28 protein-coding genes and 1 pseudogene are annotated in these 26,521 nt (G+C 59.3%); 9 read left to right on the top strand and 20 right to left on the bottom strand.

The window, feature by feature from the left end; genetic code table 11:
• Positions 1-66: 66 nt before the first annotated feature.
• Both C4S71_RS22320 and C4S71_RS13900 read left to right on the top strand, forming a co-directional pair.
• Positions 67-573 carry a hypothetical protein gene (locus tag C4S71_RS22320; RefSeq protein WP_146064605.1) on the top strand — a complete coding sequence of 169 codons (507 nt, stop codon included), beginning with the start codon at positions 67-69 and terminating at the stop codon, positions 571-573.
• A 2-nt stretch (positions 574-575) separates the two neighbouring features.
• Positions 576-1,751 carry a DGQHR domain-containing protein gene (locus C4S71_RS13900; protein WP_103969531.1) on the top strand — a complete coding sequence of 392 codons (1,176 nt, stop codon included), beginning with the start codon at positions 576-578 and terminating at the stop codon, positions 1,749-1,751.
• 1 nt (position 1,752) lies between these two features.
• Here C4S71_RS13900 and C4S71_RS13895 read toward each other — a convergent pair whose 3' ends face one another.
• Positions 1,753-2,565 carry a DNA adenine methylase gene (locus C4S71_RS13895; protein ID WP_103969530.1) on the bottom strand — a complete coding sequence of 271 codons (813 nt, stop codon included), beginning with the start codon at positions 2,563-2,565 and terminating at the stop codon, positions 1,753-1,755.
• Between the two features lie 62 nt (positions 2,566-2,627).
• A complete protein-coding gene (locus C4S71_RS13890) occupies positions 2,628-3,320 on the bottom strand; it encodes a DinB/UmuC family translesion DNA polymerase (RefSeq protein WP_235014459.1) in 693 nt (230 codons plus the stop codon).
• A gap of 260 nt (positions 3,321-3,580) precedes the next feature.
• On the opposite strand from C4S71_RS13890, the gene C4S71_RS13885 reads away from it, so the two are divergent.
• The 3 genes from C4S71_RS13885 (at position 3,581) to C4S71_RS22315 (ending at position 8,405) form a co-directional block, all read left to right on the top strand.
• A complete protein-coding gene (locus C4S71_RS13885; protein ID WP_086511096.1) occupies positions 3,581-4,936 on the top strand; it encodes a site-specific integrase in 1,356 nt (451 codons plus the stop codon).
• A 95-nt stretch (positions 4,937-5,031) separates the two neighbouring features.
• A complete protein-coding gene (locus tag C4S71_RS13880; protein ID WP_160113392.1) occupies positions 5,032-7,941 on the top strand; it encodes a site-specific integrase in 2,910 nt (969 codons plus the stop codon).
• Positions 7,938-8,405: a hypothetical protein gene (locus C4S71_RS22315; RefSeq protein WP_140162521.1), complete on the top strand. Its 468-nt coding sequence runs from the start codon at positions 7,938-7,940 to the stop codon at positions 8,403-8,405. Before C4S71_RS13880 ends, C4S71_RS22315 begins: the two co-directional genes overlap by 4 nt.
• 111 nt (positions 8,406-8,516) lie before the next feature.
• On the opposite strand, the gene C4S71_RS22890 is transcribed toward C4S71_RS22315, so the two are convergent.
• The 6 genes from C4S71_RS22890 to merT all read right to left on the bottom strand — a co-directional run bounded on the left by C4S71_RS22890 (position 8,517) and on the right by merT (position 11,608).
• Complete coding sequence (locus tag C4S71_RS22890) at positions 8,517-8,651, bottom strand: hypothetical protein (protein ID WP_255408533.1); 135 nt, start codon at positions 8,649-8,651, stop codon at positions 8,517-8,519.
• Positions 8,652-8,732: 81 nt separating this feature from the next.
• A complete protein-coding gene (merA, locus tag C4S71_RS13875; protein ID WP_082051506.1) occupies positions 8,733-10,382 on the bottom strand; it encodes a mercury(II) reductase in 1,650 nt (549 codons plus the stop codon).
• The gene (gene merF, locus C4S71_RS13870) at positions 10,375-10,614 is read right to left on the bottom strand and encodes a mercury resistance system transport protein MerF (RefSeq protein WP_027965777.1); all 240 of its coding nucleotides are present in this window, start codon (positions 10,612-10,614) and stop codon (positions 10,375-10,377) included. The genes merA and merF (C4S71_RS13870) overlap by 8 nt, the downstream gene beginning before the upstream one ends.
• Positions 10,615-10,687: 73 nt before the next feature.
• On the bottom strand, positions 10,688-10,945 hold the full coding sequence (merF, locus tag C4S71_RS13865; protein ID WP_033988342.1) for a mercury resistance system transport protein MerF: 258 nt from the start codon (positions 10,943-10,945) through the stop codon (positions 10,688-10,690).
• Positions 10,946-10,947: 2 nt separating this feature from the next.
• Complete coding sequence (merP, locus tag C4S71_RS13860) at positions 10,948-11,244, bottom strand: mercury resistance system periplasmic binding protein MerP (RefSeq protein ID WP_022519794.1); 297 nt, start codon at positions 11,242-11,244, stop codon at positions 10,948-10,950.
• Between the two features lie 13 nt (positions 11,245-11,257).
• Entirely contained in the window at positions 11,258-11,608 is a 351-nt protein-coding gene (gene merT, locus C4S71_RS13855) for a mercuric ion transporter MerT (protein WP_027965778.1), read from the bottom strand.
• Positions 11,609-11,681: 73 nt separating this feature from the next.
• On the opposite strand from merT, the gene merR reads away from it, so the two are divergent.
• Both merR and C4S71_RS13845 read left to right on the top strand, forming a co-directional pair.
• The gene (gene merR / locus C4S71_RS13850) at positions 11,682-12,128 is read left to right on the top strand and encodes an Hg(II)-responsive transcriptional regulator (RefSeq protein ID WP_006911920.1); all 447 of its coding nucleotides are present in this window, start codon (positions 11,682-11,684) and stop codon (positions 12,126-12,128) included.
• A 78-nt stretch (positions 12,129-12,206) separates the two neighbouring features.
• Positions 12,207-13,508 carry an ISL3 family transposase gene (locus C4S71_RS13845; protein ID WP_033988338.1) on the top strand — a complete coding sequence of 434 codons (1,302 nt, stop codon included), beginning with the start codon at positions 12,207-12,209 and terminating at the stop codon, positions 13,506-13,508.
• 70 nt (positions 13,509-13,578) lie between these two features.
• Here the strand turns inward: C4S71_RS13845 and C4S71_RS13840 are convergent, their stop codons facing one another.
• From C4S71_RS13840 to C4S71_RS13805, 8 genes are all read right to left on the bottom strand, one after another.
• Complete coding sequence (locus tag C4S71_RS13840; protein ID WP_176342808.1) at positions 13,579-14,037, bottom strand: c-type cytochrome; 459 nt, start codon at positions 14,035-14,037, stop codon at positions 13,579-13,581.
• Entirely contained in the window at positions 14,030-14,893 is an 864-nt protein-coding gene (locus C4S71_RS13835; RefSeq protein WP_086509365.1) for a beta propeller repeat protein, read from the bottom strand. The genes C4S71_RS13840 and C4S71_RS13835 overlap by 8 nt, the downstream gene beginning before the upstream one ends.
• 23 nt (positions 14,894-14,916) lie before the next feature.
• Positions 14,917-15,660 (bottom strand): cytochrome c biogenesis CcdA family protein, encoded by a 744-nt coding sequence (locus tag C4S71_RS13830; RefSeq protein WP_086509366.1) that lies wholly within the window; start codon positions 15,658-15,660, stop codon positions 14,917-14,919.
• 29 nt (positions 15,661-15,689) lie between these two features.
• On the bottom strand, positions 15,690-15,983 hold the full coding sequence (locus C4S71_RS13825; RefSeq protein WP_086509367.1) for a hypothetical protein: 294 nt from the start codon (positions 15,981-15,983) through the stop codon (positions 15,690-15,692).
• Positions 15,984-16,218: 235 nt separating this feature from the next.
• Positions 16,219-17,235 carry a L,D-transpeptidase family protein gene (locus C4S71_RS13820; RefSeq protein ID WP_235014438.1) on the bottom strand — a complete coding sequence of 339 codons (1,017 nt, stop codon included), beginning with the start codon at positions 17,233-17,235 and terminating at the stop codon, positions 16,219-16,221.
• Positions 17,236-17,309: 74 nt separating this feature from the next.
• Positions 17,310-18,812, bottom strand: a complete 1,503-nt coding sequence (lnt, locus tag C4S71_RS13815; RefSeq protein WP_086509369.1) for an apolipoprotein N-acyltransferase — start codon at positions 18,810-18,812, stop codon at positions 17,310-17,312.
• A 4-nt stretch (positions 18,813-18,816) separates the two neighbouring features.
• Positions 18,817-19,320 carry a signal peptidase II gene (gene lspA / locus C4S71_RS13810; RefSeq protein WP_086509370.1) on the bottom strand — a complete coding sequence of 168 codons (504 nt, stop codon included), beginning with the start codon at positions 19,318-19,320 and terminating at the stop codon, positions 18,817-18,819.
• Positions 19,317-21,512, bottom strand: coding sequence for a heavy metal translocating P-type ATPase (locus C4S71_RS13805; protein WP_086509371.1), 2,196 nt, complete (start codon positions 21,510-21,512; stop codon positions 19,317-19,319). The genes lspA and C4S71_RS13805 overlap by 4 nt, the downstream gene beginning before the upstream one ends.
• 85 nt (positions 21,513-21,597) lie before the next feature.
• On the opposite strand from C4S71_RS13805, the gene C4S71_RS13800 reads away from it, so the two are divergent.
• Positions 21,598-22,056: a MerR family transcriptional regulator gene (locus tag C4S71_RS13800; protein ID WP_086509372.1), complete on the top strand. Its 459-nt coding sequence runs from the start codon at positions 21,598-21,600 to the stop codon at positions 22,054-22,056.
• 21 nt (positions 22,057-22,077) lie between these two features.
• On the opposite strand, the gene C4S71_RS13795 is transcribed toward C4S71_RS13800, so the two are convergent.
• The 4 genes and pseudogenes from C4S71_RS13795 to C4S71_RS13780 all read right to left on the bottom strand — a co-directional run bounded on the left by C4S71_RS13795 (position 22,078) and on the right by C4S71_RS13780 (position 25,850).
• Positions 22,078-22,860 (bottom strand): ZIP family metal transporter, encoded by a 783-nt coding sequence (locus C4S71_RS13795; RefSeq protein WP_086509373.1) that lies wholly within the window; start codon positions 22,858-22,860, stop codon positions 22,078-22,080.
• A gap of 107 nt (positions 22,861-22,967) precedes the next feature.
• A complete protein-coding gene (locus C4S71_RS22615) occupies positions 22,968-24,227 on the bottom strand; it encodes a M23 family metallopeptidase (RefSeq protein ID WP_200825301.1) in 1,260 nt (419 codons plus the stop codon).
• Positions 24,224-24,901 carry a DsbA family protein gene (locus C4S71_RS13785; protein ID WP_086509374.1) on the bottom strand — a complete coding sequence of 226 codons (678 nt, stop codon included), beginning with the start codon at positions 24,899-24,901 and terminating at the stop codon, positions 24,224-24,226. Before C4S71_RS13785 ends, C4S71_RS22615 begins: the two co-directional genes overlap by 4 nt.
• 101 nt (positions 24,902-25,002) lie before the next feature.
• Positions 25,003-25,850, bottom strand: a pseudogene (locus tag C4S71_RS13780) (cation diffusion facilitator family transporter).
• A 224-nt stretch (positions 25,851-26,074) separates the two neighbouring features.
• Here C4S71_RS13780 and C4S71_RS13775 point away from each other — a divergent pair.
• Positions 26,075-26,308: a S1C family serine protease gene (locus C4S71_RS13775; RefSeq protein ID WP_086509375.1), complete on the top strand. Its 234-nt coding sequence runs from the start codon at positions 26,075-26,077 to the stop codon at positions 26,306-26,308.
• Positions 26,309-26,521: the final 213 nt, after the last annotated feature.

Genomic DNA, 26,521 nt, shown 5'->3' with positions numbered 1-26,521 from the left:
TGGCATCTTTCGCAGGAGGTAGCGTGGTTATAAATAGATTTTTTTGCCGCATGTGGGGGTGGGGTTATGGCTTCTTTTAGGAGAAGGGTTCGAGATATTTGGGGGTGGATGTGCTCAGCATTTGCTGAGTTTTCTATTATTTCCGTTTATGCTCTTTCATCAATAGCGATTGGTATTTTGTTACTTCGTTTTACGGCAGACAATTCATGGTTCGACGCTGTAGCCCTTAATGCTATGCAGGGTGAGTTAATGATTGCCTCTATTGCTATGATGGGACCTTTAGCATACTCAGTTGTAGCAGAGCCGCCAATTAAATACAGAAGATTTTTTCAGTTCTTCGTTGCTTGTTACACCCTATTGGCAGTTGCTGCATACGTGGCCAATAAGCTTGTTGCTAATATAGATGAAAATTTTATGGTTACTTCTTCTATAGCGGCTCTTTTGTTCTCGTTATCGGTTAATTATTTTGCGACTTATGTTAATCATAGCGTGAAAAGACCTGATGATAAAATGCGTGACTCTACGATTAGTAAGGCAAGGGCATATGCAGAGCATGCCAGAGGGAGGGGGTAAATATGAGTCCTCAAGTGGAAATGTTTGATAGGTACAGCAACAAAGATGTTTTTGATATTCCTTGCGTGCCTGTAAAACAGCCAATTGGTCTTTTTTTTATGGGTTCCATAGATTACAGAGATCTTATTGATATTACCCATACGGATGTTCGTCGGATTGATGGTGAACGCGGCTTTGAAACTTATCTAGGAATTCAAAGGCCATTAAGTAAGAAGCGTGTTGATGAAATTGCCGAGTACGTCAACAGTTTTGATGCTTGTTTTCCAACGGCCGTGATTCTTTCTGTAGATGGGAAGTGTGCTGAGTATGATGAAGAAACGGGTATTTTAAAGTTAGCCCCTTATGTTAGTGAAACTGGTGAAGAAGAGGATGAAGATATCCCACTTCAAAAAATTGCTAAGGTCATAGATGGTCAGCATAGAATAGAAGGTCTTAAAGGCTATAGAGGCGATGAGGATTTTCAGGTCAACGTTTCTATTTTTGTTGATATCGACGTGGCATCAGAGGCCTATATTTTCTCTACTGTTAATATCGCGCAAACAAAGATTAACAAGAGCCTTCTTTACGACCTTTATGATCTGGCAGAGTCAAGAAGTCCGCAAAAGCTATGCCATGACATCGCAGTTTCTCTTAACGAGACTGAAGGAAGTCCTCTCTATAAGAGAATAAAGCGACTTGGTGTTGCAAGCCCGCATAGCTTACCTGGCGCAATAACCCAGGCTGCCTTTGTTCAATCACTTATGAAATATATTAGTAAGAGGCCGCAAGTCGATAGGGACTTATACATCAGGCGTAAATCGGTGCCCAGGGCTGATGAGAAAGACAGGAATAAATTGATTTTTAGAGACTTCATGATTGACGAAAAGGATTTCGAGTTAACTGATATAATATGGTTTTATTTCTCGGCAGTTGAAAAGAAGTGGCCTAAAGCCTGGGGCTCTGAGGATAAGGGCGTCATGCTAAGAAGAACTAATGGATTTATGGCATTGATGCGCTACCTGAAAGACTGCTATCTCTATATTGAGAAGGAAGTTCCTCAGGAGTCGGATTTCTCTGCTATATTTTCAGATATTGATCTTGATGATGACCACTTTACGACAGACAATTACAAGCCAGGATCCAGTGGCGAGGCTGCCCTCTACAGGAAGCTTGTGAGCGTCTCACCATTTGAATTGTGAGTCACTCCCAGCACTTTATGGCGAGTTCTGAGTATTTTCCTCTGAACTCGCTTTTTCCTGAGAGGACGCTTTGTCTGGATAACGTACTGTGCTGTAGATAGTCGCCATATAGCTCGACTATTGATTCATGGTGTGCGTTTGTGATCAAAATTTTGGCCCCGCGACGAGTGGCACGGTCAATTGCAAGTTTTAATCTTATTTGATCTTCCCATGAAAATAGTTTTTCGTTATATTTTACGAAGCCGTTAAGGTTGTGCTTGACAGTATAGGGAGGATCAACAAAAACAAAGTCATCTTCCTGGGCAGCATCTATTATGGCTTCGAAGTCGGAGTGAACGATTGCTGCGCGGCGTAATAACTTAGCCGTTGCCTGGAAGTTATCAGTGTCTAATATTACATTCTCCTTGGTTCCTTTTGGGACATTGAATTTCCCTGCAAGACTTACTCGATAAAGGCCATTCCAACAAGTCCTGTTGAGGTAAATCATGCGAGCAGCAATTTCTTCCTGTGTTTTAGGAGATTGCTCTCGCATGTGGTAATAAAAATCTTCAGAGTGGTTTTCGTGATATTCTCTGAGTAATATTTCCACCTTCCGGTTTCGATTTCGGAGTGCTCGGTACGTCGTAATTAGCTCTTTGTTTGCATCAGCGAGAAGAGCATTTTCAGGCTGCAGATGAAAAAAGACCGATCCACTACCTAGGAAGGGCTCGATGTAGGTATTGAATTCTTTAGGAAAGATGTCAGGGTGGTCACGGACCAACCACCTTTTCCCACCAGCCCACTTCAGAAAGGGCAGCACAATCTGTTCTGACATCTCTACATCCTAATATGAAACTTGGCGCTATGATACGCGGCGAGCGGATCTGTTGCCACGGGCTAAAACGCTTTTGTGCGAGGTAGCTCATCCCATCGCGTGGTCCAGCGTGCTGAGCGATGTGCGCAACGCAAATGCCACGCCGCTCCTGGGCTCGGCATACCGAGCTTCACGGTATCACGCCCCATGCGCTGATTGAGCGTGTCCATGGCTGACATCAGCTTTGCGCTGCGCTGCCGCTCGGCGTCGCTTAGTGGCGTATCCAGCAGCGAGAGCTGCTGTCGGTCGGCGTCGATCAGGTCGAGCAGCATCACTCCGCCTTTCTGGTAGAGATAATGCGGCCGGTAGATCCGCTCCAGGGCCTGGCCGGCGGTGTGCAGTATCTCGCGGCTATCGGCCGTGGGGCGGGGCAGTTCGAGCACCAGGCTTGGCGAGTACTGGTGCAGATCCTGCCGGAACGGGTTCGTTTTCAGGAACACCATCACCGCCTTGGCCAAGCCGTGCTGCCGGCGGAGCTTTTCGGCGCCGCGTTGACCGTGCTGCCGGATCGCCTCGCGGATCTCGTTGATGTCGTCGGTGAGCTTGCCGAAGCTGCGGCTGGTCATGATGCGCTGGCGGGCTTCGTCGAAGTCATTCATTTCGATGCAGGGCACGCCGCGCAGCTCCAGGGCGGTGCGCTCCAGGGTGACCGAGAAGCGACGACGGATCTCCTTTGGGTTGGCCTGGGCGAGGTCCCAGGCGCTTTTAATGCCCATCACGGCTAGGCGCTCGACGAGCCGACGGCCGACGCCCCAAACATCGCCCAGCTCGATCCGCTGCAGCAGGCCGCAGGTTTCCAGGCTGTCGGCCTTGAGTACGCAGACGCCTTGATATGCGGGGATCTTCTTTGCCGCGCGGTTCGCCAGCTTGGCTCTATACTCCAGAGTGGACTCTTTCTCATCAAAGCTACTGTAGTACAGTCATCGGACATGTGCAGGTAGCAACAGTATTCTTGGCTCTGGGGAGGTAACCGTTTATGCCGGTTTATCGAGTCCTGCATGCCGAAGGTTGCTATCCCTTTCATGTGGTGGATCGCGATGGGTTACCGCACCCGGAGCTGACCCTCTATGCCTGCCTGTCCGTGCGTCATCATGCATCGCTGACGGCAAGAGCCTACACGAGGGAAGTGGTCTCCTTTGCTTCCTGGGCGGCAGATCATCCCGTCGTGCTTCGACAGGGTTGGCAGTTGCTTGGTCCACCTACTCAGGTGCGGGCACTGTTGGCTTTCTTCCTCGCTTCGGAAATGAAGTGCATCGTGGCGTTGGGTCGAGATCGCTGCGGATTCGAAACCCGTCGGATCGAACCGACTTGGCAGACTGGCCGGCGCCTGGAACGGCTCCTGGCGGCGCTGAGATCGTTCTACACGGTACTGCATGAGCACGGTCGCTATCACCATGGCAATCCGATGGATGCCGACGGTGCCCGCCGATACATCGAGGAGGAGCGCCGCCGGCAACTCCAGGTGTTTGTCGATGCCCATGGTCGAATGCCCATGCCGGCTGACAGTGGCGTAGACGGCGTTCGAGAGATGCGCCTTTCCGCCAGTTACTTCCGGCTGAAGGGGAATCAATGGTTACCCGAGATCCTGGATGAACCGGCCCTGATGAACAGGGTCATGTCAGCTGGTGAGCAGTGGGGGTGGACACTACGCGAAACCGGCCTGGTACGTATCCTTTTTGATACCGGCTGCCGTGTGCACGAGGCTTGTCAACTCAGCGTGGCGGACTGGGTGCAGAGTGGTTTTATGCGAGAGATGTTGTCGATCAGCAAGGGAAGTCATGGACGCCGAGTGAAAAGGCTGTTCATTACCGACCGCACGGCCAAGGTCCTGCGACACTATGTGGACGAGCAGCGTGCTCGGCTAGATCCCCGAGGGTATGGGCTGGCGGAACTCACTACACTGCCTGTGGAAGCTCTTCATCACCTTCCGCTGTTCCTGACTCGACGTGGCACATCAATGAACCCGGACCACTTCCGCCGCGACTATTGGGCACCGGCTCTCAACGCCGCCGGCCTACAAGTGCGTTGCCATCAGGTCCGCCACTGGTTCGTGACACAGGCGCTCAACGACATCCACCAGCGTGCCCGATCCGCTGAGGAACTGCTGAGCCTGCGTGGTGCCCTACGTGAACTCATGGCCTGGAAAAGCGACATGCTGCCAATCTATGACCAAGCTATCTGCCGACATAATCTGCCGGAGCTGGCTCATCGCATTCATGCTCGCATCGAACGTGAGCACCGGCATGATCGCGCTCGCCGTTCCCAGCCGGCTTCTCCCCCCGAGTCACTTACCGAGAGCCAGCGAATGTTAGATGAGATGCTGAAACCATGACGCCGCCGGCCCGGCAACACCGCGCCAATCCGGAGCATCGGCGGCTTACGATACGTGCCGAGCTTGATCGTCGACGCGAGCGGGGTGAGGCCTTCGTGAATCGGGAGGTGATGGCGGTTACCGGCTACGATCGCAAGACGATCAGTGGCGTTACCCAGCGTTATGTTCGTGACCTGGCAGCGGAGTTGCTGCAGACGGTGGTCGAGAACCGAGAGGCTCATGAACGCTGGGTACGTGACTACCGCACCTTTCGCCCCTTTATTACGCGCACAACAAGTGGTCCGGTGCTGTTCCGACGCTTTGTGCGGCTGGTCATCGAACAACTGCATCGCGAGAACACGTTGATGACGGTGAACGCAGTTGAAGCCATTACGGGAGGGCGAAGACGGATCCTCAATGAGGAGTTGGTTCTCTGGGAGCAGGAGACCGGTCATCAGGTAGCGCGCACGGTTGCCTGGAAATCTCTCGACACCTACGGTACCACCGTCCTCGTGGGCGAAAATCATGCGCTGAACCAGCGAAACGAATCGATCACGGCGGAACTGGACCGTCGTCGCCGGCTCGGCACTCCCTTCAAGCTGGCCGATATCAGCCGGTGCCTCGGGTACAGCGTAGCCACCGTGTCGGGGTATTCGCGCCATTACGTGGCAGCATTGGCCGATGAACTCCTGAGCACCCCGGTCGACAGTCGTGAGGCCTATGAGGGCTGGCGTCGGGACTTCAATACCTTTCGCTATTCGCTTCCCAATACGCGGCGTTCACGTGAAGTGCTCACGCGGCTCACACGTCTGACCATTGAGCACCTACACCGCGAGGGACATACGGTAGCCTACAGCGAGGTACTGCGGATTTCCGAGCACAATGATCGTCACATTAAACAAGAAATCCGGCGTTGGGAAGAAGAGACGGGGCATCAGGCCAGGCCATTGCGGGTATGGAAGGAGATCACTCTGGAGATGGTGCTTGACAGAGTAACACCGGCACTCCACCACCTGCCGCTGACCTTTCTGGAATCACCGACCATGGGGCGGCCCTTCAATGAGTCCCAGCGCCGAATGATCCACTCCATTTCGCAACCGAAACTACGGGATGTGGCATTCTTCGTCATGACCTTCGCCGATGGCAACCGACGTAACGACATCACCTTCTTTGCCAGCATGTCGCGCTATCTAAAACGGTTGGAACTTGCAGATATCGATGAGCTGGACCCCGAGGCGTTCTATCAAAGATACCATGATGGTGAGGTATTGCCGGAAGAGGGTACGCCCAAGCGCGGCCGATTTCTGCAGACCTATTTCCGCTTGCTGCGCAAACAAGAGGATTACCTACTCAAGTTGACACCCGAGCAGCGCCGGGCCGTAGCGCCTTGGAAACTCATTGCTCTGAAGGATGACCACTTCTGGCACCGCTCCACTATTCATAGAGAAGTAAGAGCCGAGCAGAGGATGCGCCGTAAGGCCGCTACCGCCGTTGTACATGATCGCTTCTATCTGCTCCGTGATATAGCCGAGCGTCGATGCATTCAGGTCGAGCGACTGTACACAGCCTTCCGAGATGCCATTGCCCATCATGAACGGAAGGGAGAGGCCCTGCCGATATCATTCTCGATCACCGATGAGACGGTATCGGCCTCAGGCCGCACTCGACCGACACAGCAGCATTTCAGGCTCTGGGACGCAGCGACATTGCGTTCTGTGCATGAGCCCGTGGCAGAAGACTTCTACTATCATCAGGATCAGCGTCAGCGCATGCGTGCGGCGGTATGCGACCAGGCAGGTTACTTCCTGAGCTATGAGGGCGGCCATGCCCGTGATGACGCTGATGCTGTAGAGCCCTATTGGTTCATCGAACTGCTGCAGGCGAATGTGCTGCGCTCTCAGGTTGTCGATCCTGATTTTCTGACGCGAAATGGCTACTCGAGAAGCTCATTTCAGCTCCCTCCACAATCGACTTGGGGAGCATCAACCAATAACTGGTTGGAACGTATCTCGCGAGATATTGGCATGCTCTTTATTCCACTTGATGCGCTCAAGCTTGGCGCTCTCGTCGGGCATGCGGCCATTCAGATCATGACCAAGACCGGGGCTCGCATGAACGAGTTCCTGCAAATCAGGTTGAGTCAGGAGCATCTATCACGAGTGCTGCTCGCCAAGGGCCGTGAAGCGATCGCCTTTCGCGCAATTCCCAAGGGACGCCGGGCAGAAGAGCCCTACTATATTGACGAGCGCTGCATGAGAGCGCTACACGCTTGGTGGAAGTTCCAGCGAGAGCGGGAGCAGAGCCTGGAGACCATCCCTGCTACTAGGAATTTGCGGCATAAACTTCGACCGGCGCCCTACTTATGGCAGCACGCCGGAAGACATTTCAGCCATAAGGACATCAATGCGACGATGTCCATCATGCTGCACGGTATCTCGCTGCAAACGCCTGACGGTGAGGCCGTGCGGGTCACTTCCCACCTGCTGCGTCACGGCTTTGCCACGGAGATGCGGGCGTTGAACACGCCTGTGGATGTGATCGCACTCCTCATGAAGCAGCGAGATATACGAGTGACCGAATACTATTCCCAGCCGACGCCGGCCAGGCTGGTGGAGCTGCAACGGAAGATCTTTGAAAGCCGTGTGGACCTGTCCCGTACCCACATACGATCCCCAGCGCAAATCCGGCGGCAGGTCGAAGCCGCGCAGGAGCAGGTGGGTGCACTGATCCCGGTTATCGGTGGACGTTGCACAGTGGCCAGTCAGTGTCCCATCAAGTTCGCCTGCATCGGCTGTGCCGGGAATGCGCCCGACTGGCGCAAGCGTGACCAAGTCATCATCTACCGGCAGGCCTGTGCGCAGATGGCGGAAATGGCGGAAGCACAGAATCTGCCCGCTGAAGAGCGCAAGGCAAAGGAAGCCATGGCGAGCTGCAATGATGTGCTGGCCGAGATGGAACTTCTTGAGCGAGCTGATCAGGCGGCAGCAGACCCCGTCATACTGACCATCGGGAGGAAGGAGGGATGACGCGACAATCCAGTAAGGCACGTTCCGAGGCTGCAATGGCCGGTTTGAAACGCAGTCATCAGCAACGTCGCAATCGAAGCGTGGCGATCGTGCGTCAAGCAATCAGCCGGCTACAGGAGACCGGCAGTCCTGTGACGCTGGGACGGATTGCGAGAATGTCGCGTGAACTCTCCGATACGGGAATGGGGATTTCCGAATCCACCATTCTTCGAAATCCTGAATGCTGCCAATTATACGAGGAAGCTGCTCAACCCGTTCGAAGGCGGCGTACCATTGGACGCCTACTGAACAGCGATGTGGAAAGACCCACCGATGCGGAGCGGCGACGTATGCATTATTTGATGCGCCTGACAAAGGCTGAGCTGGCCGCTCGCATTCTCGCTGTTGAGCGGAAGCTGGCTTTATCGGAAAAATCGAATGGCGTCCTGCGCGATCAGATTCTTCGGGAAAACTTGGGTCTATAATCACCTTTTCAATACGGGTATCCGGATTATCTGGTTGGTATGCGAGAGAGAAAGGTGGCCGACAAACTCAACCCACAACGGATTAGCTGGTTGATGGCTCGCTCAGTACGCTCACTTGCTAGAGAGCAGATACTTCACCAAACAGGCGATGCCCAGGACCAGCAGCAATAGTAGGGCAATTCCGATCACTGGCATTATCCAGCCCATCGCCCCCATCATCCCGCAATCGGGTAGTATCGTGTTCATCGTGACAGAGCTCCCTGTGGTGTCCATGCCCAAAACCCGTGGTGCCGCCGCCCAGTGGCACCACGGTCGCGCTCATATCGTTCACCCGGCACAGCAGGACAACTGCGTCACATCCTTGGTGAAAGTCTGGGCACAGAGCTTGAGCCCTTCCACCATGGTCAGGTAGGGAAATAGCTCATTGGCGATGTCGTGTACGGTCATGCGTGCGCGTAGCGCCATCACCGCCGTCTGGATCAGCTCACCGGCTTCCCCCGCCACCGCCTGCACCCCCAGCAACCGGCCCGAGTCGCGTTCGGCCACCAGCTTGATGAAACCACCGGTGTCGAAATTCACCAGCGCACGCGGCACGTTTTCCAGGTCCAGCTCGCGGGTATCGACGCTGAAGCCTTGCTCGATGGCCTCGGCTTCCGTCAGGCCGACGGTGGCCACCTGGGGGTCGGTGAAGATCACCGCCGGCATGGCGCTCAGGTCCAGGGTGGCTTCGCCCCCGGTCATGTTGACGGCAGCCCGGCTGCCCCCGGCGGCGGCGACATAGACGAACTCCGGCTGATCGGTGCAGTCACCGGCGGCATAGAGCCCCGGCACCGTGGTGTGCAGATGCTCATCGACCAGAATCGCCCCACGTGCGGTTTCCACGCCGAGGCTCGCCAGGTTCAGGGCCTCGGTATTGGGTGTCCGTCCGGTGGCCACCAGCAGTTGATCCGCCCGCAAGGTGCCGGCGTTGGTGTCGACAATGAATTCATTGTCGGTGTAGTCCACGCGGCTCGCCTGGGTCTGCTTGAGGACCTCGATGCTCTCGCGGCGAAACGCCGCCTCCACCGCATCCCCTACCGCCGGGTCTTCCTGGGAGAGCAGGCGGCTGCGGGCCAGCACCGTGACCCGGCTGCCCAGCCGGGCGAAGGCCTGGGCCAGTTCCAGGGCCACCACCGAGGCGCCGATCACAATCAGCCGCTCGGGAAGGGTGTCCAGGGCCAGCGCACTGGTAGAGGTCAGGTAGGGGGTGTCGGCAAGACCCGGGATCGGCGGTACTGCCGGTCGGGCGCCAGTACCGATTAAGGCGCGGTCGAAGTGGACGACCTGCTCGCCGCCCTCGTTCAGCTTGACCATCAGGCTATGGGCATCGATAAACCGGGCCTCGCCGTGCAGGACCGTGATGGCCGGGTGGTCGCGCAGAATCCCCTCGTACTTGGCGTCACGCAGTTCCTCGACACGTCGCTGCTGCTGCTCGAGCAGCTTGGCCCGATCCACCACCGGCGCCTGGGCGCTCAGGCCTGCATCGAAGGGACTTTCCGTACGCAAGTGGGCAATATGGGCCGCGCGAATCATGATCTTCGAAGGCACACAGCCTGTATTGACACAGGTACCGCCGACGGTGCCGCGTTCGATCAGGGTGATCCGGGCGCCGCGCTCGGCGGCTTTCAGGGCCGCCGCCATGGCGGCGCCGCCGCTGCCGATCACCGCGATGTGCGGGGCGTCTTCATCACGGCCCTTGGACACCGATGCGCCTGCCGGGGAAGTGGGCCCACTGTTGGCCAGTCGAGCTTGGTAGCCAAGTCGGGTCACGGCAAACGTCAACGCCGAGGCCGGTGTCTCCGGATCAACGGCTACCGATGCCGTCCCCTGAGGATAGGATACCTCCACCGACTGCACGCCGGGCAGCTTCTCCAGGGCTTCCCTGACATGATCCGCACAGCGGTCACAGGTCATGCCACTCACGTTGAGTTCAATCATCACGTTTCTCCGAGTCTTCATTAGTAAAGCCGGCATCCTGCTTCCGCTTGTGGTATCGCGCGTAGAGAGGTAAGCCGATGGCCAGGGCGGCAAACAGCAGGTAATCGAGATAGCCTGCCAACGCGGCCAGGCCCGCCGTACCGAATAGCACCAGGGCGATTGGCGCGGCGCAACACAGCACCATCAACCCGGTGCCAAGCACGACGCTTAAAAATTTCTGCGAATCTTTCACGCTTATTCCTTCACCGTGGCGGGCAAGCTCGTAAACAACTCACCCGATGACCGCGATGTGCAGCTGCTTGATGTCACTCAGGGGGCGTATTCCTTGATTTGATAGAGCCGTTGTCACAACAGGCGTCGAACTGCTTCTTACGCCAAATCGCATAAATGGTCAGGCCGATGAAGAAGGCCAGGGCCGGCAATAACACAACGTCGAGATAGCCCGTCAGCCCCGCCAGGCCCACCGTGCCAAGCAGGATCACCAGGATCGGCGTAAAGCAGCACAATGCCACCAGGACGGTGCCGATCACGCTCACGCGCAGCAGGGGCTTGGGATTCTTCATGATCACTCTCGATCCGCTTGCGAGGATGTCGGGGTTGATGGATACCCAGCGTTGATGGTGGCCTCGGTCAATGCCTCCACCGACGTTCGGGCGTCGTCAAAGGTGACCACGGCCTCGAGATCCGCGTAGCTCACGTCGACTTGCGAGACGCCGTCCACCTTGTTGAGGGCGGCCTTGACGGTGATCGGGCAGGCGGCACAGGTCATGCCCGGCACCGACAGCGTCACGGTCTGCAGGGCCGCTAAGGCGGGCGTGCTGAGCAGGGCGAGTAGCGCGATGAAGGCGAAACGAGCTTTCATGGTAGATCTCCTTTTAATAGAACAGGGGCAAGATGTAGGGGAATACCAGGGCGATTAGCACCAGCAGCGATACGAGCCAGAAGATCGCCTTGTAGCCCGTCCTGACCCGTGGCACGGCACACACCTCTCCCGGCTGGCACTTTTCCACTGGCCGAAAGACGCGACGCCAGGCGAAGAACATCGCCACCAGCGCGACGCCGATAAAGAGCGGGCGATAGGGCTCCAACGCCGCCAGATTGCTGATCCAGGCGCCGGAAACGCCCAGCGTGATCAGCACCAGCGGGCCGAGGCAACACGCCGAGGCCAGGAGGGCCGCGACTCCTCCGGCGGCCAGGGGCCCTCGCCCCGTTTTAGATGTCCGCATTGACGATTCTCCTTTCGGGATGGGGGGAGCTACGATAAGGTTACTTCCGTAGCTTGGTACGGAGTCAAGCATCATGAAGAGACATGCAGATAAAGTGGCGGACACCATGACCATTGGCGGCCTGGCCAAGGCGGCCGGCGTCAATGTCGAGACAATCCGCTATTACCAGCGACGAGGGCTATTATCGGAGCCCGAACGCCCTCCCGGAGGTATTCGACGCTATAGTGCCGCCGATATCGACAGGTTGACGTTCGTGAAAACGGCGCAGCAGCTGGGCTTTAGTCTGGATGAGATCAGTGACCTACTTCGGCTGGAAGATGGCGCCCACTGTCAAGAAGCCAGTGCTCTCGCAGAGCACAAGTTAGGGGACGTTCGCGAGAAGATCGACAGGCTTGAAAGAATTGAGAAGGTGCTGAGCGAAATGGTCGACAGATGCCATGCACAACAAGGCAATATCACTTGCCCGCTAATTGCGTCATTGCATGAAGGGCTCAGAGAAGCAGAAGACCCAAGGGAGTAACTCACCTTCAGTTCGTTGAAAACAACGCGGTCAAAGAGTCGCGATCATCTATGGACCATGTCGACAAGGAAAGTTTGCATGACTAGCTTGCCTGACAACATCCTTCACCTTCCCGAGTACCACGTCCTAGGCACCAAGATGGAAGAGCATGATCTCCACTACCAGGTCGAAGCTCCTGAGCCTCTAGCTTGCGAGGAATGCGGCGTTGAGAGTGAGTTTGTCAGGTTCGGCAAGCGCGATGTGGCCTATCGCGACCTACCCATCCACGGAAAGCGGGTCACCCTCTGGGTGGTCCGTCGCCGCTACACCTGCCGGGCGTGTGGAAGGACGTTCCGGCCAGCTCTTCCGGAAATGGTAGACGATCACCGCATGACGCGGAGGCTTTACAACCACGTCGAGAAGGAAGCCTTCAATCACCCCTACGCCTACGTGGCTGATACCACGGGCCTCGACGAGAAGACTGTCCGCGAGATATTCAAGAAGAAGGCTGAGTTCCTGGCAGCCTGGCATCGTTTCGAGACACCCCGCTGCCTGGGGATCGACGAGCTGTACCTGAACCGCCGCTACCGCTGCATCCTGACCAACCTGGAGGAGCGTACCCTACTGGACCTGCTGCCCGGTCGCCAGCAGGACGCGGTGACGAGGCGCCTCATGAGCATGACCGAGCGCCACCAGGTCGAGATCGTCAGCATGGATATGTGGAAACCCTACCGCCGTGCTGTCCAGGCGGTACTGCCGCAGGCTCGCATTGTGGTCGATAAGTTCCATGTGGTGCGGATGGCCAACGAAGCCCTGGAGAAGGTGCGTAAGGGACTCAGGAAGGATCTGAAGCCAAACCAGCGGCGGACCCTCAAGGGCGATAGGAAGATCCTGCTGAAGCGTGCCCACGACGTTTCAGATCGCGAGCGGCTTATCATGGAGACATGGACAGGGGCCTTCCCTCAGCTCCTGGCGGCCTACGAGCACAAGGAGCGGTTCTACCACATCTGGGACAGCACCACCCGGCGTGATGCCGAAAAGGCGCTGGCCCGCTGGATTGACGACATTCCACAGGGGCAGAAAGAGGTGTGGAAGGATCTCGTCAGCGCCGTCAGCGGATGGCGCGAGGAGGTGCTGGCCTACTTCGAAACCGACACCCCAATCACCAACGCCTTCACGGAGTCGATCAATCGGCTGGCCAAGGACAAGAACCGCGATGGCCGGGGCTACTCATTCGAGGTGATGCGGGCCCGGATGCTCTACACCACCAAGCACAAGAAGAAGGTGCCGCAGATCAAGGAATCCCCCTTCCTGGGCAAGGCCACCATGACCTACAGCATGGGTCTTCCCGAGCCTGAGAAAAACTACGGCGTCGATCTATCAACCTTCTGGGAGAGTTAAGGGTTCGAAGGAGCAAGGGGGCTCCATCTACCACTTAATCCGGATACCCTTCAATACTTAGACCCCACAGCTACTCACTTTGCATCGGAAATGAGGCTCCCTCGCTTTCTTCCGCCTGATGACGTTGTTGCTCTGGCGTCCATAGCGTCTTGAGGTAATTAATTACGGAGCGGATCTCGGCAGGGGTGAGCACGTCCTCGAAGGCCGGCATGGTCAGTCGTTCGGTCTCGTTCCAGGGGTCGCGCCACCCTTCGGAGACCATCCGATACAGCATGGCATCGGAGTGCTTCCAGGTATGCCCTTCTGGCCCATGTGGTGGGGCCGGCAACTCACCCATCGCATTGGGTCGCTGCCAGTTCGGCATCCCCTCGCCATCGATGCCGTGGCAGCTGGCACAATGCTGCTGGTAAATCTGCTCCCCCTCTATCGGCTGAGAGGCATCGTGCGAAAGAGGGGCATCATCCGCCATGGCCTGCCCGGCAGTACTTAACAGCAGCCAGGTTGTGACGAGGACCCCGCGGTTACGCATCGGGAATCGCCCTCCAGTTCCGGCCTTGGTCATTACTGCGCACGAGTTCCCCCACGCGATCCAAACCATAGAGGGTACCTTCTGGCGCCAGAGTGATCGCGACGAGTTCAGGAGCGTCGCCTTCTATCCGTAGCCACGCCTTGCCACCATTGTCGCTGACCCACAGGCCTCGATCCGTGGCCACATAGACACGTTCGGGCTCGTCGAACTCGTAGGCCACATCGTAGACGGTATCGGCATCGAGCTCTCCGGTCGGTCGCCAGCCGCAAAAGCAATCCATCGACAGGCGCACCGCATCGTCAGACACCGCATAGAGCCAACCGGTCTGCATGCTGCCCTCCATATCGGAGTGGACGAGCCGGCGAACAGGTTGGACAGGGCCGCTATCCTTCTTCCGCCATGATTCGCCGGCATCGTCACTTTGGTAGATGCCGTCGTCAGCGATCTTGGCGTAGAGCGTCTCGACTTGATGTCGGTGGGCACTGAAAGCGATGACGTTCCGGCTGGGCAGGCCCTCATCGACCCGGTACCAGCTGTCGCCATTGTCGTCGCTACGCTGCACTCCAATCGATGGGCCGGCGATATAAAGCGTCTGCTCAGCGGCAGCCGGCGCCACCACCAACTGCCCGGTCCTTACGGCCTCGGGCAACGGGATGGCCTGCCAGGAGTCGCCACCGTTCGTGCTTTCAAACAGCTGGCTGGAATTCACCTTGAGCAGACGAGCTCCGGTCAGGTCATACTCCAGCGCCGGCAAGACATCTTCGGCCGCTGCGGCCACGGAGGCGATGCCAAGGCCGATGATGGCCCCGCTCGTGATTGATAGGGTATGCCAGAAGCGACTCATCATTTTTTTCATATCACTATTTCCCTGGATAACGGTTAGCCGATGGCACCTAAGGCGGGAAAGGTGCGCAATAGCCAATACGAGAGCTCGGTCAGTTTTCCGGTCATCATCAAGATGCCCATCAGGATCATGATCAGTCCTGCCGCCAGGTGCATGGCTCGGCCCCAGCGGCGCAAGAATTTCTGGTGGTGCAAGAAGCGATCGAGCGAAACGGCGCTCAGCAGGAAGGGCACCCCCAGGCCTAGCGAATAAATGCCGAGTAACGCCATGCCGCTCGAAGCATTGGCCGTCGAGGCGCTGACGGTCAGGATGGCGCCCAGGATCGGGCCAATACAGGGGGTCCAGCCGAAGGCGAACGCCACGCCCAGCAGATACGCCGCACTACGCCCGCCACCCTCTGCCTTGAGCCGGCCGATAAAGCGCCACTCTCGCTGTAGCCCATGCAGCGGGATGAGGCCGGTCATGAAGGCACCAAACAGGATGACGATGATACCGCCGACCAGATTGGCTTCCTGGCGATAGGCCAGCAGCAAGCGACCGATGGCCGTGGCACTGGCGCCCAGCATCAGGAAGACCGTAGAGAACCCCAGCACGAACCATATCGACTGGGTCAACACCCGGAACCGTTCGCGCCGGTCCGCTTCCTGTAGCTGCCCCAGCGAGCGGCCGGCGACGAAGGAGAGGTACCCGGGTACGAGCGGCAAGACACAGGGCGACGCGAATGAGATCAGGCCTGCCAGAAACGCCGTGATCAGGCCGATGTTGGCGACTTCCCACATCCCTCCTTATCCCCCTCCTTATCCCGCGGCTAGGCTTGAAGCTTGGACAGGGGGTGCTCTGATGATGACACCTGCTGGTCAGCTTCGTGGGGAATAGCGGCTTCCGCTTGCTTGGGCGCTGCCGGATAGGCTTCTACCTCGGCTTGTATTTCAGAGGATTCCGCCTTGGCCTGTACGTTGGAGACTTCGCCCTGGTCGGTCGCTTTCCCTTTCTTGTCCTGGCATTTCATCATGCACAGCCCCAGCCCACACATGATGAGGCAGGGCAGTAGGCTCACCAGCAGGGGGGCGATACCCAACAGGACCAGTTGCTCCCAGCCCATGGCCAGGCCAGCGAGAACTCCCAAGGCAGTAGGTAGCCCAGAGCAACGTCGAGGTCAATAGCCCTTCCCTCCCCAGAATCGGTATGCCAAAAGCAAGCCTAGGAACCTACCGTTCCATGCGGCAAGGTGGGGCTATAAACGCAACGCCAATGGTCATGTAGAGCGCTATAGATCCTGGATCAGCCACGACCGAATACCCAGTGTCACGAGACCGACAAGACTCGCCTTGTCGTTGTCATAGTCTGCGCAGCGCGATTTCTGCGTAGATCCCCTTGTAATCAGTATCATGCGTTTTATCCGGCTCCGGCCTGGGATTCAGGGCTACTATTCGATCGCTGGGATCATTCAGCAGGCCGCGAAGCTGTTCATAATCGAAGCTCCAGCCCTCGGCCTTGCGCTGGTTGAGGCGTGTGACGGTCTCTACCAACGTGGACATGCTGTGCCCCTCTCCCTCCAGAGGCGAGAATGCCTGAATCAGCGGTTGCCCTTCATACCAGCCGATCTTGATGGGCTGGTTGACGATTTGGACCTGGGTGCCGGCGGGCACGCGGTCGAAAATCGACTCGATGTCCCCAGGGAACATGCGAATACAGCCACGGCTGGCACGCATGCCGATACCATCCGGCTGGTTGGTGCCATGGATCAAGTAGCCATCGAATCCAAGGATAATGGCATGGTCTCCCAGCGGATTGTCCGGGCCTGGGGGCACTACACTGGGTGCCTCTTCACCGCGTGCCCTGGCTTCACGCTGCACCGACTCGGGGGGATACCAGGCGGGGTTCTTGATATTCATGGTGGTCTTGGTCACCCCGAGGGGGGTATCGAAGCCCTCGCGACCGATGCCGATAGGATAGGTCTCGACACGTGGTGTCTCGTCGTCATCCACCTCGGGATAGTAATATAGGCGCAGCTCGGCGATGTTGATGACGATGCCAGTGCGCTCTCCGGCGGGCAGGATGAAGCGCCCGGGTATGGTCACCTCGGTACCCTCGCCGGGAATCCAGATGCTCACGTCCGGGTTGGCGCGCACGATCTCCCTGTACCCCAGGTTGTGTCGCCTGGCGATATCGAGCAGGGTATCTTCTCGATCCTCCACCGTTATGCGGTAGGTGTCGCCGATCACATTGCCTTCCTCAGGCAATGGATAGTGGCCGCGGGGCCACTCGTTCTCCTCCTGGGCCTGAGCAACGCCGATGAGCGCGAGCCAGCCTGCCAGCACTCCCACCAGTGTGCGTGTTCGGAGTTGCCACAACGAAGCTTCCCCCGCCGTACCTGAGTGAGGTTTCGACAACGCCATCATCCTCTCCCTTTTCGGCTGGACCCTTATCATCCAGACCGATGTGTGTTGAATCGCCATCCAAGCAGCACCAGTAAGGCGGCCAACAGCCAGGTCGGCCAGCTACCGGTTCGGGTGAACGGCGTGTTTCCCACCATGGGCATCACCTCGCCGCGAAGGCTCGTCGCCTGGAACTGTGGTGCGCGGGCCGTGACGCGGCCCTGAGGATCGACGATGGCGGTCACGCCGTTGCTGGTGGCGCGGATCAGGTACCGGCCGTTCTCCAGGGCGCGAAGGCGGGCCATCTGCAGATGCTGCAGGGGGCCGATGGAACGGCCGAACCAGGTGTCGTTGGAGACCGTCAGCAGTAGCTCAGCATCGCGCGCCTGCTCGGCGACCCGGTCGGCATAGATGATCTCGTAGCAGATGGCGTTGCCGATGGTGGTCCCGGCGGCGTGGATCGGCCCCTGAGCCTCGGGCCCGGGCGTCATGGTTGGCATGGGCAGGTCGAAGAAGGCAATGGTACCGGCGAGCAGACGATCAAGCGGCAAGTATTCGCCGAAGGGCACCAGGCGCGCCTTACGATACTGGCCCTCGGCGTTCCCCAGGCCGATCACGCTGTTGTAGTAGTCGCCTCCGTCGCGCTGCAGAATGCCGGTGAGCAGGGCGGTGTCGGGCGCGAGATTGGACTGCACCCGCTCGAGGATCGGTCGCGCCTCTTGCTCGAACATCGGCAGGGCCGCCTCGGGCCAGACAACCAGGTCGAGGTCGCCGGACTGGGCAAGGGTCAACACCGTGTAGATACTGGCCGCCTCGCGCTGGCCCTCGGGCGTCCATTTGATCGCCTGATCCAGGTTGCCCTGCAGCAAGGCGACCCGCAGCGGCTCGCCGGCCGGGGAGGTCCACTGGGCCGGCAGGGCCAGGGGAGTCAACCAAAGAGCGGCGATGGGCACTATGGCCCACCAGCGTCGGCGCAGAAACTCCACGCCCAGGGTGCCGGTCAGCGCAGTGATCAGCGATAGCAGGTAGACCCCACCGACCGGAGCCCAGGCCGCCAATGGCGAGTCTACCTGGGAGGTGCCCAGCAGCAGCCAGGGAAACCCGGTAAACAGCCAGGTGCGCAGCCATTCGCTCAGCACCCAGACGCCGGCGAAGCTGAGGAAGGCCAGCCGCCGGCCCGTTATGCGACGATAGAACCAGAAGGGCACGGCAAAGAACAGCGCCAGGCCGGCCACGAACAGACCGGTGAGGAAGAGCGCTAGGGGCGCCCCGGTATAGCCATAGTCGTGGATCGCGACGAAGACCCAGGAGGTCCCCGAGCCGAACAGGCCTACCCCATAGCACCAGCCGCGAAGGGCGGCCTGAGAGGGTGTCAGAGCATGGATGCCGACATAGACGAGGGCCACCGCTATCGGGCCCAGCCACCACAGCGCGAAGGGCGCGGCGCTCAGGGTGGTCAGCCCTCCGGCGACCAGGGCCAGCAAACAGCCGAGAGCCGGCGTGACCCGTCCGGCAAGCGTCTTGTGCGGGACTGACAGGTTGTCTGCAACCATGCCGTCACTCAGACAATCTGGAGGAGGGACGCTCACGCAAGGTCGTAATGGCGAAGGCCACTACGCCCAGGAACAGAGCGATATCCGCCAGGTTGAAGGCGGGCCAATGCCATTCACGCCAGTAAACGTCCAGGTAGTCCACCACATACCCTCGTGCCAGGCGGTCGATGCCATTACCCAACGCGCCACCCAGCATCAAGCTGTACCCCAGCGCCTCCAGACGGGGCCTGGGCCGGCACAACAGGATGGTCAGAACGATAGCCACCATCCCCGTCAGGCCCAGGAAAAGATAGCGCTGCCAGCCACCCGCATCGGCGAGGAAGCTGAAGGCTGCCCCCGTGTTCCACCAGTGACCCCAGTTGAAGAATGGGGTCAGCGGGACGGTCTGGCCATACGGCATCAGCGCCTGCACCAGCCACTTGATGACTTGGTCGGCCAGGCCGACCAGGCCCGCCAGGGCCAACCAGTACGGGCCCTGACGCGCCATCGCTATCCGTTTCGTTCTCATGACGTGGCTTCCTGGTAGCGCGGGCTTGCCGAGCCACTCGTGGCGGTGACGGGCGAGAAGCGATAGCCCAGCAGCCGCATGGCGTTCAGGGTCACCAACACGGTGGCGCCGGTATCCGCCATCACCGCGATCCACATGCCGGTAATGCCCAATGCCGTGGTCACCAGGAAGATGGCCTTCAGACCCAGCGCCAGGGCGACGTTGGTCTTGACGTTGCGCAGCGTGGCCCGAGACAGGTCAATCAGCTCGGCGATGCCGGTGACGCGGTTCTTGAGCAGGGCCGCATCCGCCGTTTCCAGTGCCACGTCGGTGCCGCCCCCCATGGCGATGCCGACATCGGCTGCTGCCAGCGCCGGGGCATCGTTGATCCCGTCACCCACCTTCCCTACAGGCCCCCGGCCGGCGGCCTGCCACGCCTGCACGCGCCGGGCCTTGTCCTCGGGCATCAGCTCGCCATACGCCTCGATGCCGAGAGAGCCACCGATGGCAGCGGCGGTACGTGCATTGTCACCGCTGAGCATCACCGCCTGCACGCCCAGGCGTGACAGCGCCGTCAGCCCCTCCTGGGCGTCCTCACGCGGCTCATCGCGTACTGCGATCAGCCCCAGCGGACGCTCGCTCTCGACCAGCAGGGCGAGACTCTTGCCGGCGTGTTCCAACTCGGCGATCCGGGCGCTCAGATCGTCATCGAGTGCAGCCTGCTCTGTCAGTTGCCGGGGGGAGACCAAGCTCAGCTCACGCCCCTCGACCTGACCAGCGACGCCACGTCCCGAAAGGGCTCGGTTGCCGTTCGTCTGGGGGATGGAAAGGCCCAGCTGCTGTGCATGCGAGAAGATGGCGGTGGCGATGGGATGACTGGAGTCACGTTCCAGCGCGGCGGCCAGCCTCAGGATCTCCTGCGCGCCCTGGCCGGTGGCCCAATCCTCCACGTCGGTGACCTTGGGGGTACCGGCGGTGAGGGTGCCGGTCTTGTCCAGCGCCACCGTTCGGAGCTTACCCAGCTGTTCGAGCACCGCGCCGCCCTTGATCAGCAGCCCACGGCGGGCGCCCGCCGAGAGGCCGGCAGCGATCGCCGCGGGGGTCGAGATCACCAGGGCACAAGGACAGGCGATCAACAGCAGGGCCAGGGCGCGATAGACCGATTCCGACCAGGCCATGGTCGAGACCAGCGGCGGCACCACCGCCATCAGCAGGGCGAGCCCCACCACCGCCGGCATGTAGTAGAAAGCGAAGCGATCGATGAAGCGGGCCACCGGTGCCTTGGCGGCCTGGGCCTCCTCCACCAGGCGGATGACCCGGGCGATGGTGTTGTCCTCGGCACCGCGGGTTACCTCCACTTCCAGGGCGGCATCGAGGTTGACCGTGCCGGCGAAGATGTCGTCACCCGGGGCACGCGAGCGGGGCACGGACTCCCCATTGATCGGTGACTCATCCACATCGGACTCGCCGGTCAGGATACGCCCATCGCAGGGGACGCGGTCGCCCGGTCGCACCAGGACTCGCTGCCCGGGCGTAAGCGTGGCGGCCGAGACCTCCCGGATTTCCCCATCCTCCATCAGCCTCGCCGTGGACGGGGTGAGGTCCGCGAGGGCCGAAATGCTGCGTCGCGCCCTTGAGGCGGCCACCCCCTCCAGCAATTCGCCCACGGCGAACAGGAAGACCACCACCGCCGCCTCGGCGGCGGCATCGATGGCCAGGGCGCCCAGGGCGGCGATGCTCATCAGCATCTCGATGGTGAAGGGGTTGCGCATCTTCAGCGCGCCCCAGGCACTCTGTGCGATGGGCACCAGCCCCACCAGGGTGGCGGCGACGAAGGGCCAGTTGCCCAGGGCCGGCCAGGTCAGGCGGAGAACGAAGGCCAGAGTCAGCAGGCCCCCGGTGACGATTACCAGGCGTCCCTTGGCGGTCTGCCACCAAGAGGCTGGGGAGGCATCCGACTTACCTCCCTCATCCTCGCCGGCAAGGCGGTAACCGAGCTCGTTAAGGGTCCGCTCGATCGCCTCATGAGAGGACCTCGTGCTCTGCTGAGGGTGAATCGTCACCGATCCGGTGACCGAGCTGGCCGACACCTCCTCGATGCCCTCCAGGCGGCCCAGCGCAGCTTCGACCTTGCGCTCGCACCCACCACAGTCCATGCCTTCCACCCGTAGCGTCGAGGCTGTGGCCGTGGCTATGGGTGCTGAATTCTTCATGGTGACACTCCTGGCGATGCGTTATCCTTTGCAGTATAAACCTTATAGCAACTATAGATTCAAGCCATACGGGAGGAACATCAGGATGCCGGAGATTAGCCCTGCCATCGGCATCGGCGAGCTGGCACGGCGCGCCGGCTGCAAGCCTGAAACGGTGCGCTACTATGAGCGCATCGGGTTGGTGGGCGATGCGTCGCGCACCGTGGGTGGGCAGCGACGCTACGGCGAGGAGGCTGTCAGGCGGTTGACCTTCATTCGCCATGCCCGGGACTTCGGCTTCTCGGTGGATGCGGTGCGTGAACTGCTGGCCATGTCAGACCAACCCGACATGCCGTGTCAGGAGGTCGACGCCATTGCCAAGCACCACCTGGAGGAGATCGAGGCGCGGCTGCAGCGGCTCTCCGCTCTGCGTGACGAGCTCAGACGGATGGTGAGCCAGTGTGCCGGGGGGAAGGTCGAAAGCTGCCGGATCATTGAAGTGTTGGGCGATCATCAGCTTTGTATCAGCGACCAGGCCCACGGAGGCGCTCACGATCTGGGGTAGGCGCCTGGACGGGTCGGCATGCTAGCCCAGCGAGACATCCAGGAACAGCATGAGTACCAATCCCACCGAGAGCCCCAGCGTCGCCTTGTTCTGGTGGCCGCTTCGGTGGGTCTCGGGAATGATCTCATGGCTGATGACATAGAGCATGGCGCCGGCGGCGAAGGCCAGCCCCCAGGGGAGCAGCACTTGCGACATGCTGACGACTCCCGCTCCCAGCAGGCCACCCAACGGCTCGACCAGCCCGGTGAGGGAGGCAATGGTCCAGGATCGCCAGCGTGAATACCCCTCACCCAGCAATGCCACTGCCACCGCCAGGCCTTCCGGCGCATTCTGCAGGCCGATACCGATAGCAAGGGGAAGTCCCCCTTCGCTTCCCCCTGCTCCGAAGGCCACACCCACCGCCAGACCCTCTGGCAGGTTGTGGATCGTGATGGCGAAGATGAATAACCAGATTCGGCGCAGCGATGCAGCCTCCGGCCCTTCACGCCCCTGTTCGAAATGTTCGTGGGGGAGTCGCTCATTCAGCAGGGCGACCAGTCCGATCCCCATCAGTATCGACGCGCAGGCAATGGCGGCAGGCAAGACGCTACCGCCATAGCGCAGTCCAGAGGCTTCCAGGGAGGGAATGATCAGTGAAAAGAAGGACGCCGCCAGCATGACACCGGCGGCGAATCCGAGTGCCAGGTCGCGAACGGCACGATCGGGCGCCTTGCTGATCAGGACAGGTAGCGCTCCGATGGCGGTCATCGAACCGGCGGCAAGACTACCCAGGAACCCCAGTGTGACCGGAGAGACACCTTCCATAGACCCTTCCCTTCTGGAGGATTGGTACTGCAGGGAATGTTGTGTCACACGACAATAGCCATTACATGGCCACCGATGCGTGTCATACAACAAGCCTGCCTGTCGGCCTATCGATTATCCAAGGCGACCAGACCGGACGTACCGATGGCTTTTTGCAGACGACCACGAGCCTCGAAGAGCACGCTTCGATAATCCTGGGGTGCCGGTGACTCCCCCAGAATGATGCGCTGCCCCTCCTCCAGAGGATCGACAGGTCGGTCACCCACTCTCACTTCGTAGTGCAGGTTGGGACCCGTGGTGAGTCCGGAGGCCCCGACTTCCCCCAGCGTGTCGCCGGCATTGATGACGTCCCCGACCGACAGACCGGAGGCGAAGCGGCTGAGATGCGTATAGCGGCTGAGGGTGCCCATCTCGTGCTCTACCTCCACGACACGACCATAACCTCCACGGCGACCGATGAAGGAGACCCGCCCCGGCGCCGTCGCCATGACCGGGGTGCCGCGAGGCGCGGCAAGGTCGACGCCGTCATGACGACGTACCCCCCCGTATACGGGATGGCGTCGATTGCCGAAGGCGGACGTCAGGCGTGCGCCGACCACCGGGAACCGCTTCGTCTCCACAAGGCTACCGTCCTTGTAGAGCATCACGGTGGCTCTCTGGTCCGCTGGCCATACCATCTCCAGTCGTGCCGACTGGTCAGCCAACCCCATATAGGTCAGACGGGGAGGCCCAACTCGCGTGCCATCCTCTCGGCGATCCTCTTCCCACAGTAACTGCAGGCGCTCCGCGCCCGAAATATCTCGGGCTGTGTCCATGAGTCCGCCTAACAGCACCTCGAGGTCCACGGCGAAACGCGTGGGTATCCCCTCTGCCGCCAAGGCGGCATAGAGTGACGTTTCGACGTCCACTTCACGGCCCAGAGTCAGGGTGTCGAGACGAGGCGGGACAATCCGCGTCGACGGCCGCTCCCCAAGCGTGACGACGTATTGAATACCCGAATCACGCTCGATGGTCACCGACACCGGCTGTCCGGTCGTCAGAGAGGTGAAAGTGAGACGGTCTCCAGGCCGCAAGCGTCTCGGGTCGAACCTCTCCGCCAGCGATTTCGACGCTTGGGTGCGCGTGTCGGAATCCGCGCCAAGCTGCTGCAGCAATGCATTCAGGGTATCCCCTGGTGCCACGGTTAGCTCTTGGGCGACGCGCTCGGGCGGCTGAACAGCCGAGGGTGATGATCCCTCCTGCGGGATAGCTTGTGCCCTGGCCGATGTCGGCTCGCTCGGTGATAGCGAGGCATTGTCTTGCCAATGGGCTTCGGCCAGCAGAGGGCCCAGCCCCATCAACCCTACCAGCATCCAGCGTCGCGTCATGACGCATCGTCCTCGCCAGAGGCCTCGGTCACCTCACGATTGACGGCGTCGACCAGCTCCTGCATGCCGAAGGGGTCCACCAGCTCGCCATTGACGAAAAAGGTCGGCGTCTGGCGGATCTGATTGGCCTTGACGTCAGCCTTGTCCTGGTCGAAGACCGCTTGTACCTCGGGTGAATCAAGTTGTTCCTCTGCTGCAGCTCTATCTAGACCGGCCTGGCTGGCGATATCCAGAATAGCAGCTTCATCGAAGCTGCCATGAGCCGCCCACTGGCTCTGGCGGGCCAGCAACGCCTCCAGCACCGGCTGGAAGACGTCCTGGTGCCTGGCGACTTCCAGCACGCGAATGGCGGTTTCGGACACTTCTCCGTGGAAGGGCGTGTAGCGCACCACCAGCCGCACCTGGTCGGGGTACTCTTCCAGGATGCGCTTGGTCAGCGGGTAGAAGGCACGGCAGGCCTCACAGGCCGGGTCGAAGAACTCCACGATGGTCACCGGTGCTTCTTCCGGCCCCAGAATAGGCGAGTGTGAGCGCACCAGAGAGTTTTCGACCTGAGCTCCATCCTGGTTGGCCGCCTCGGCGCCCATGCCCAACAGCGAGGGTCTCGATACGATCACGATGATGGCGATCAGCATCAACGCACCGGCCAGGATAAAAGTCGCTTTTTTGTACATTTACTTCTCCAATTCAAATGGTTAAGCGAAAAGCACGACGAGAGGACTGCTGAGTGGATCTCAACCGCTGATGGGTGCCCAAGTCGGCGAATAGTGGCGTGTTATCCATGCCCATAAAGATTGGCTCCCTGATGCGCATGATCAATATGCTCGAATTCCAAGCTGGAGTGGCCAATGTCAAAGCGTGCTTTGATATCCGCCTTGATCGCCTCGAGCTGCTGCCAGCCTTCTTCCGTCGTCACCACGTGGCAGTCAAGTGCGGCGGTATTCTCCTGCATTTGCCATAGGTGAACATGATGCACATCCTCAACCCCTTCGACGCTACGCAGGGCATCAATGACTGATTGACCATCGACATCGGGTGGCGAGCTCAGCATCAGTGTCCGGATGGGGCCACCTATCTCCGTAAAGGCAAGATAGAGAATATAGAGTGCAATACTGATCGTAATCGCGGGGTCTACCCAGCGCATGTCGTATAGCAGAATCAGCGAGCCGCCAATGATCACAGCGATGGACGCAAACGCATCAGACAGGTTGTGCAGGAAGAGAGCCCGAATGTTGACGCTATGTTTTTGCATCGACCAGGTGAGCAAGGCCGTTAGCGCATCGACAAGAAGAGCGACAATGCCGATGATGACGACTATCCAGCCCTGAATCTCTGGCGGGTCGATCATGCGCATCACGCCTTCATAAATTAGATAAAACCCAACGAGAATGAGGGTCGTGTAGTTGATCAGCGCTGCGACAATCTCGATTCGCCCATAGCCGAACGTCATCTGAGAGTCTGGCGGCCGTCTCGCGATCTTGCGGGCAGCAAATGCAATGATAAGGGCAGCCATGTCGGAAAGTTATGCAGCGCATCCGCGATCAGCGCGAGGCTTCCCGCCAGGATACCCCCAACGATCTGAGCAACAGTCAATATCCCGTTGGCCCAGATGGCGATGCTCATCCGACGGTCACCAGAGGTGGGGTCAAGATGGGGATGATCGTGATGATGTCCCATGCGTCATCCTAGTGTCACCTGATGACCCAGCAGTATAAAACCTATAGCAACTCAAGATTCAAGCCCGAATTCTAATGAAGACCGAGCCGGGGCTAGGCGTATGGAACTTTGCGTAGTGGGCGCCGTACCAAACACGGTTACCATGTTCCATGCCCCGGAAGGAGCCCATTTTGATACCCAAGCCGCACTCGCACGCCTGGCTGATGAGCCTAGCTTTACTATTGATGGTGACGCCAGCCCTCGCCGAGCCACGACTGCCAGACTTCACGGAGCTGGTCGACAAGGCCGCGCCGGCCGTCGTCAACATCTCGACCTCCCGGGAAGTCGAGATGTCCATGACGTCCTCTCGGCAGTTTGGGGGGCAGGAGATACCGGAGGTCTTCCGTGAGTTCAATGGTGACTGACCGCGACTGAGCAAGATCACTGTTTCCCTACCTGACCATGGTGGAGTGGCTCAATCTCTGCGCTCAGACTTTCCCCAAGGACGTGACGCAGTTGTCCTGCTGTGCCGGGTGAACGGCCAGGACAGGATACTCTATTGAATATCACTACTTGCACAAGTCAGGAAACAGACTTGATCGAGCTTCCAGCCAGGTTTGCTTTTCTACGGATAAGGC

This window comes from Billgrantia desiderata, assembly GCF_900108215.1.
Classification (GTDB): Bacteria; Pseudomonadota; Gammaproteobacteria; order Pseudomonadales; family Halomonadaceae; genus Halomonas; species Halomonas desiderata.
This window is presented reverse-complemented; position numbering and strand designations above follow the sequence as displayed.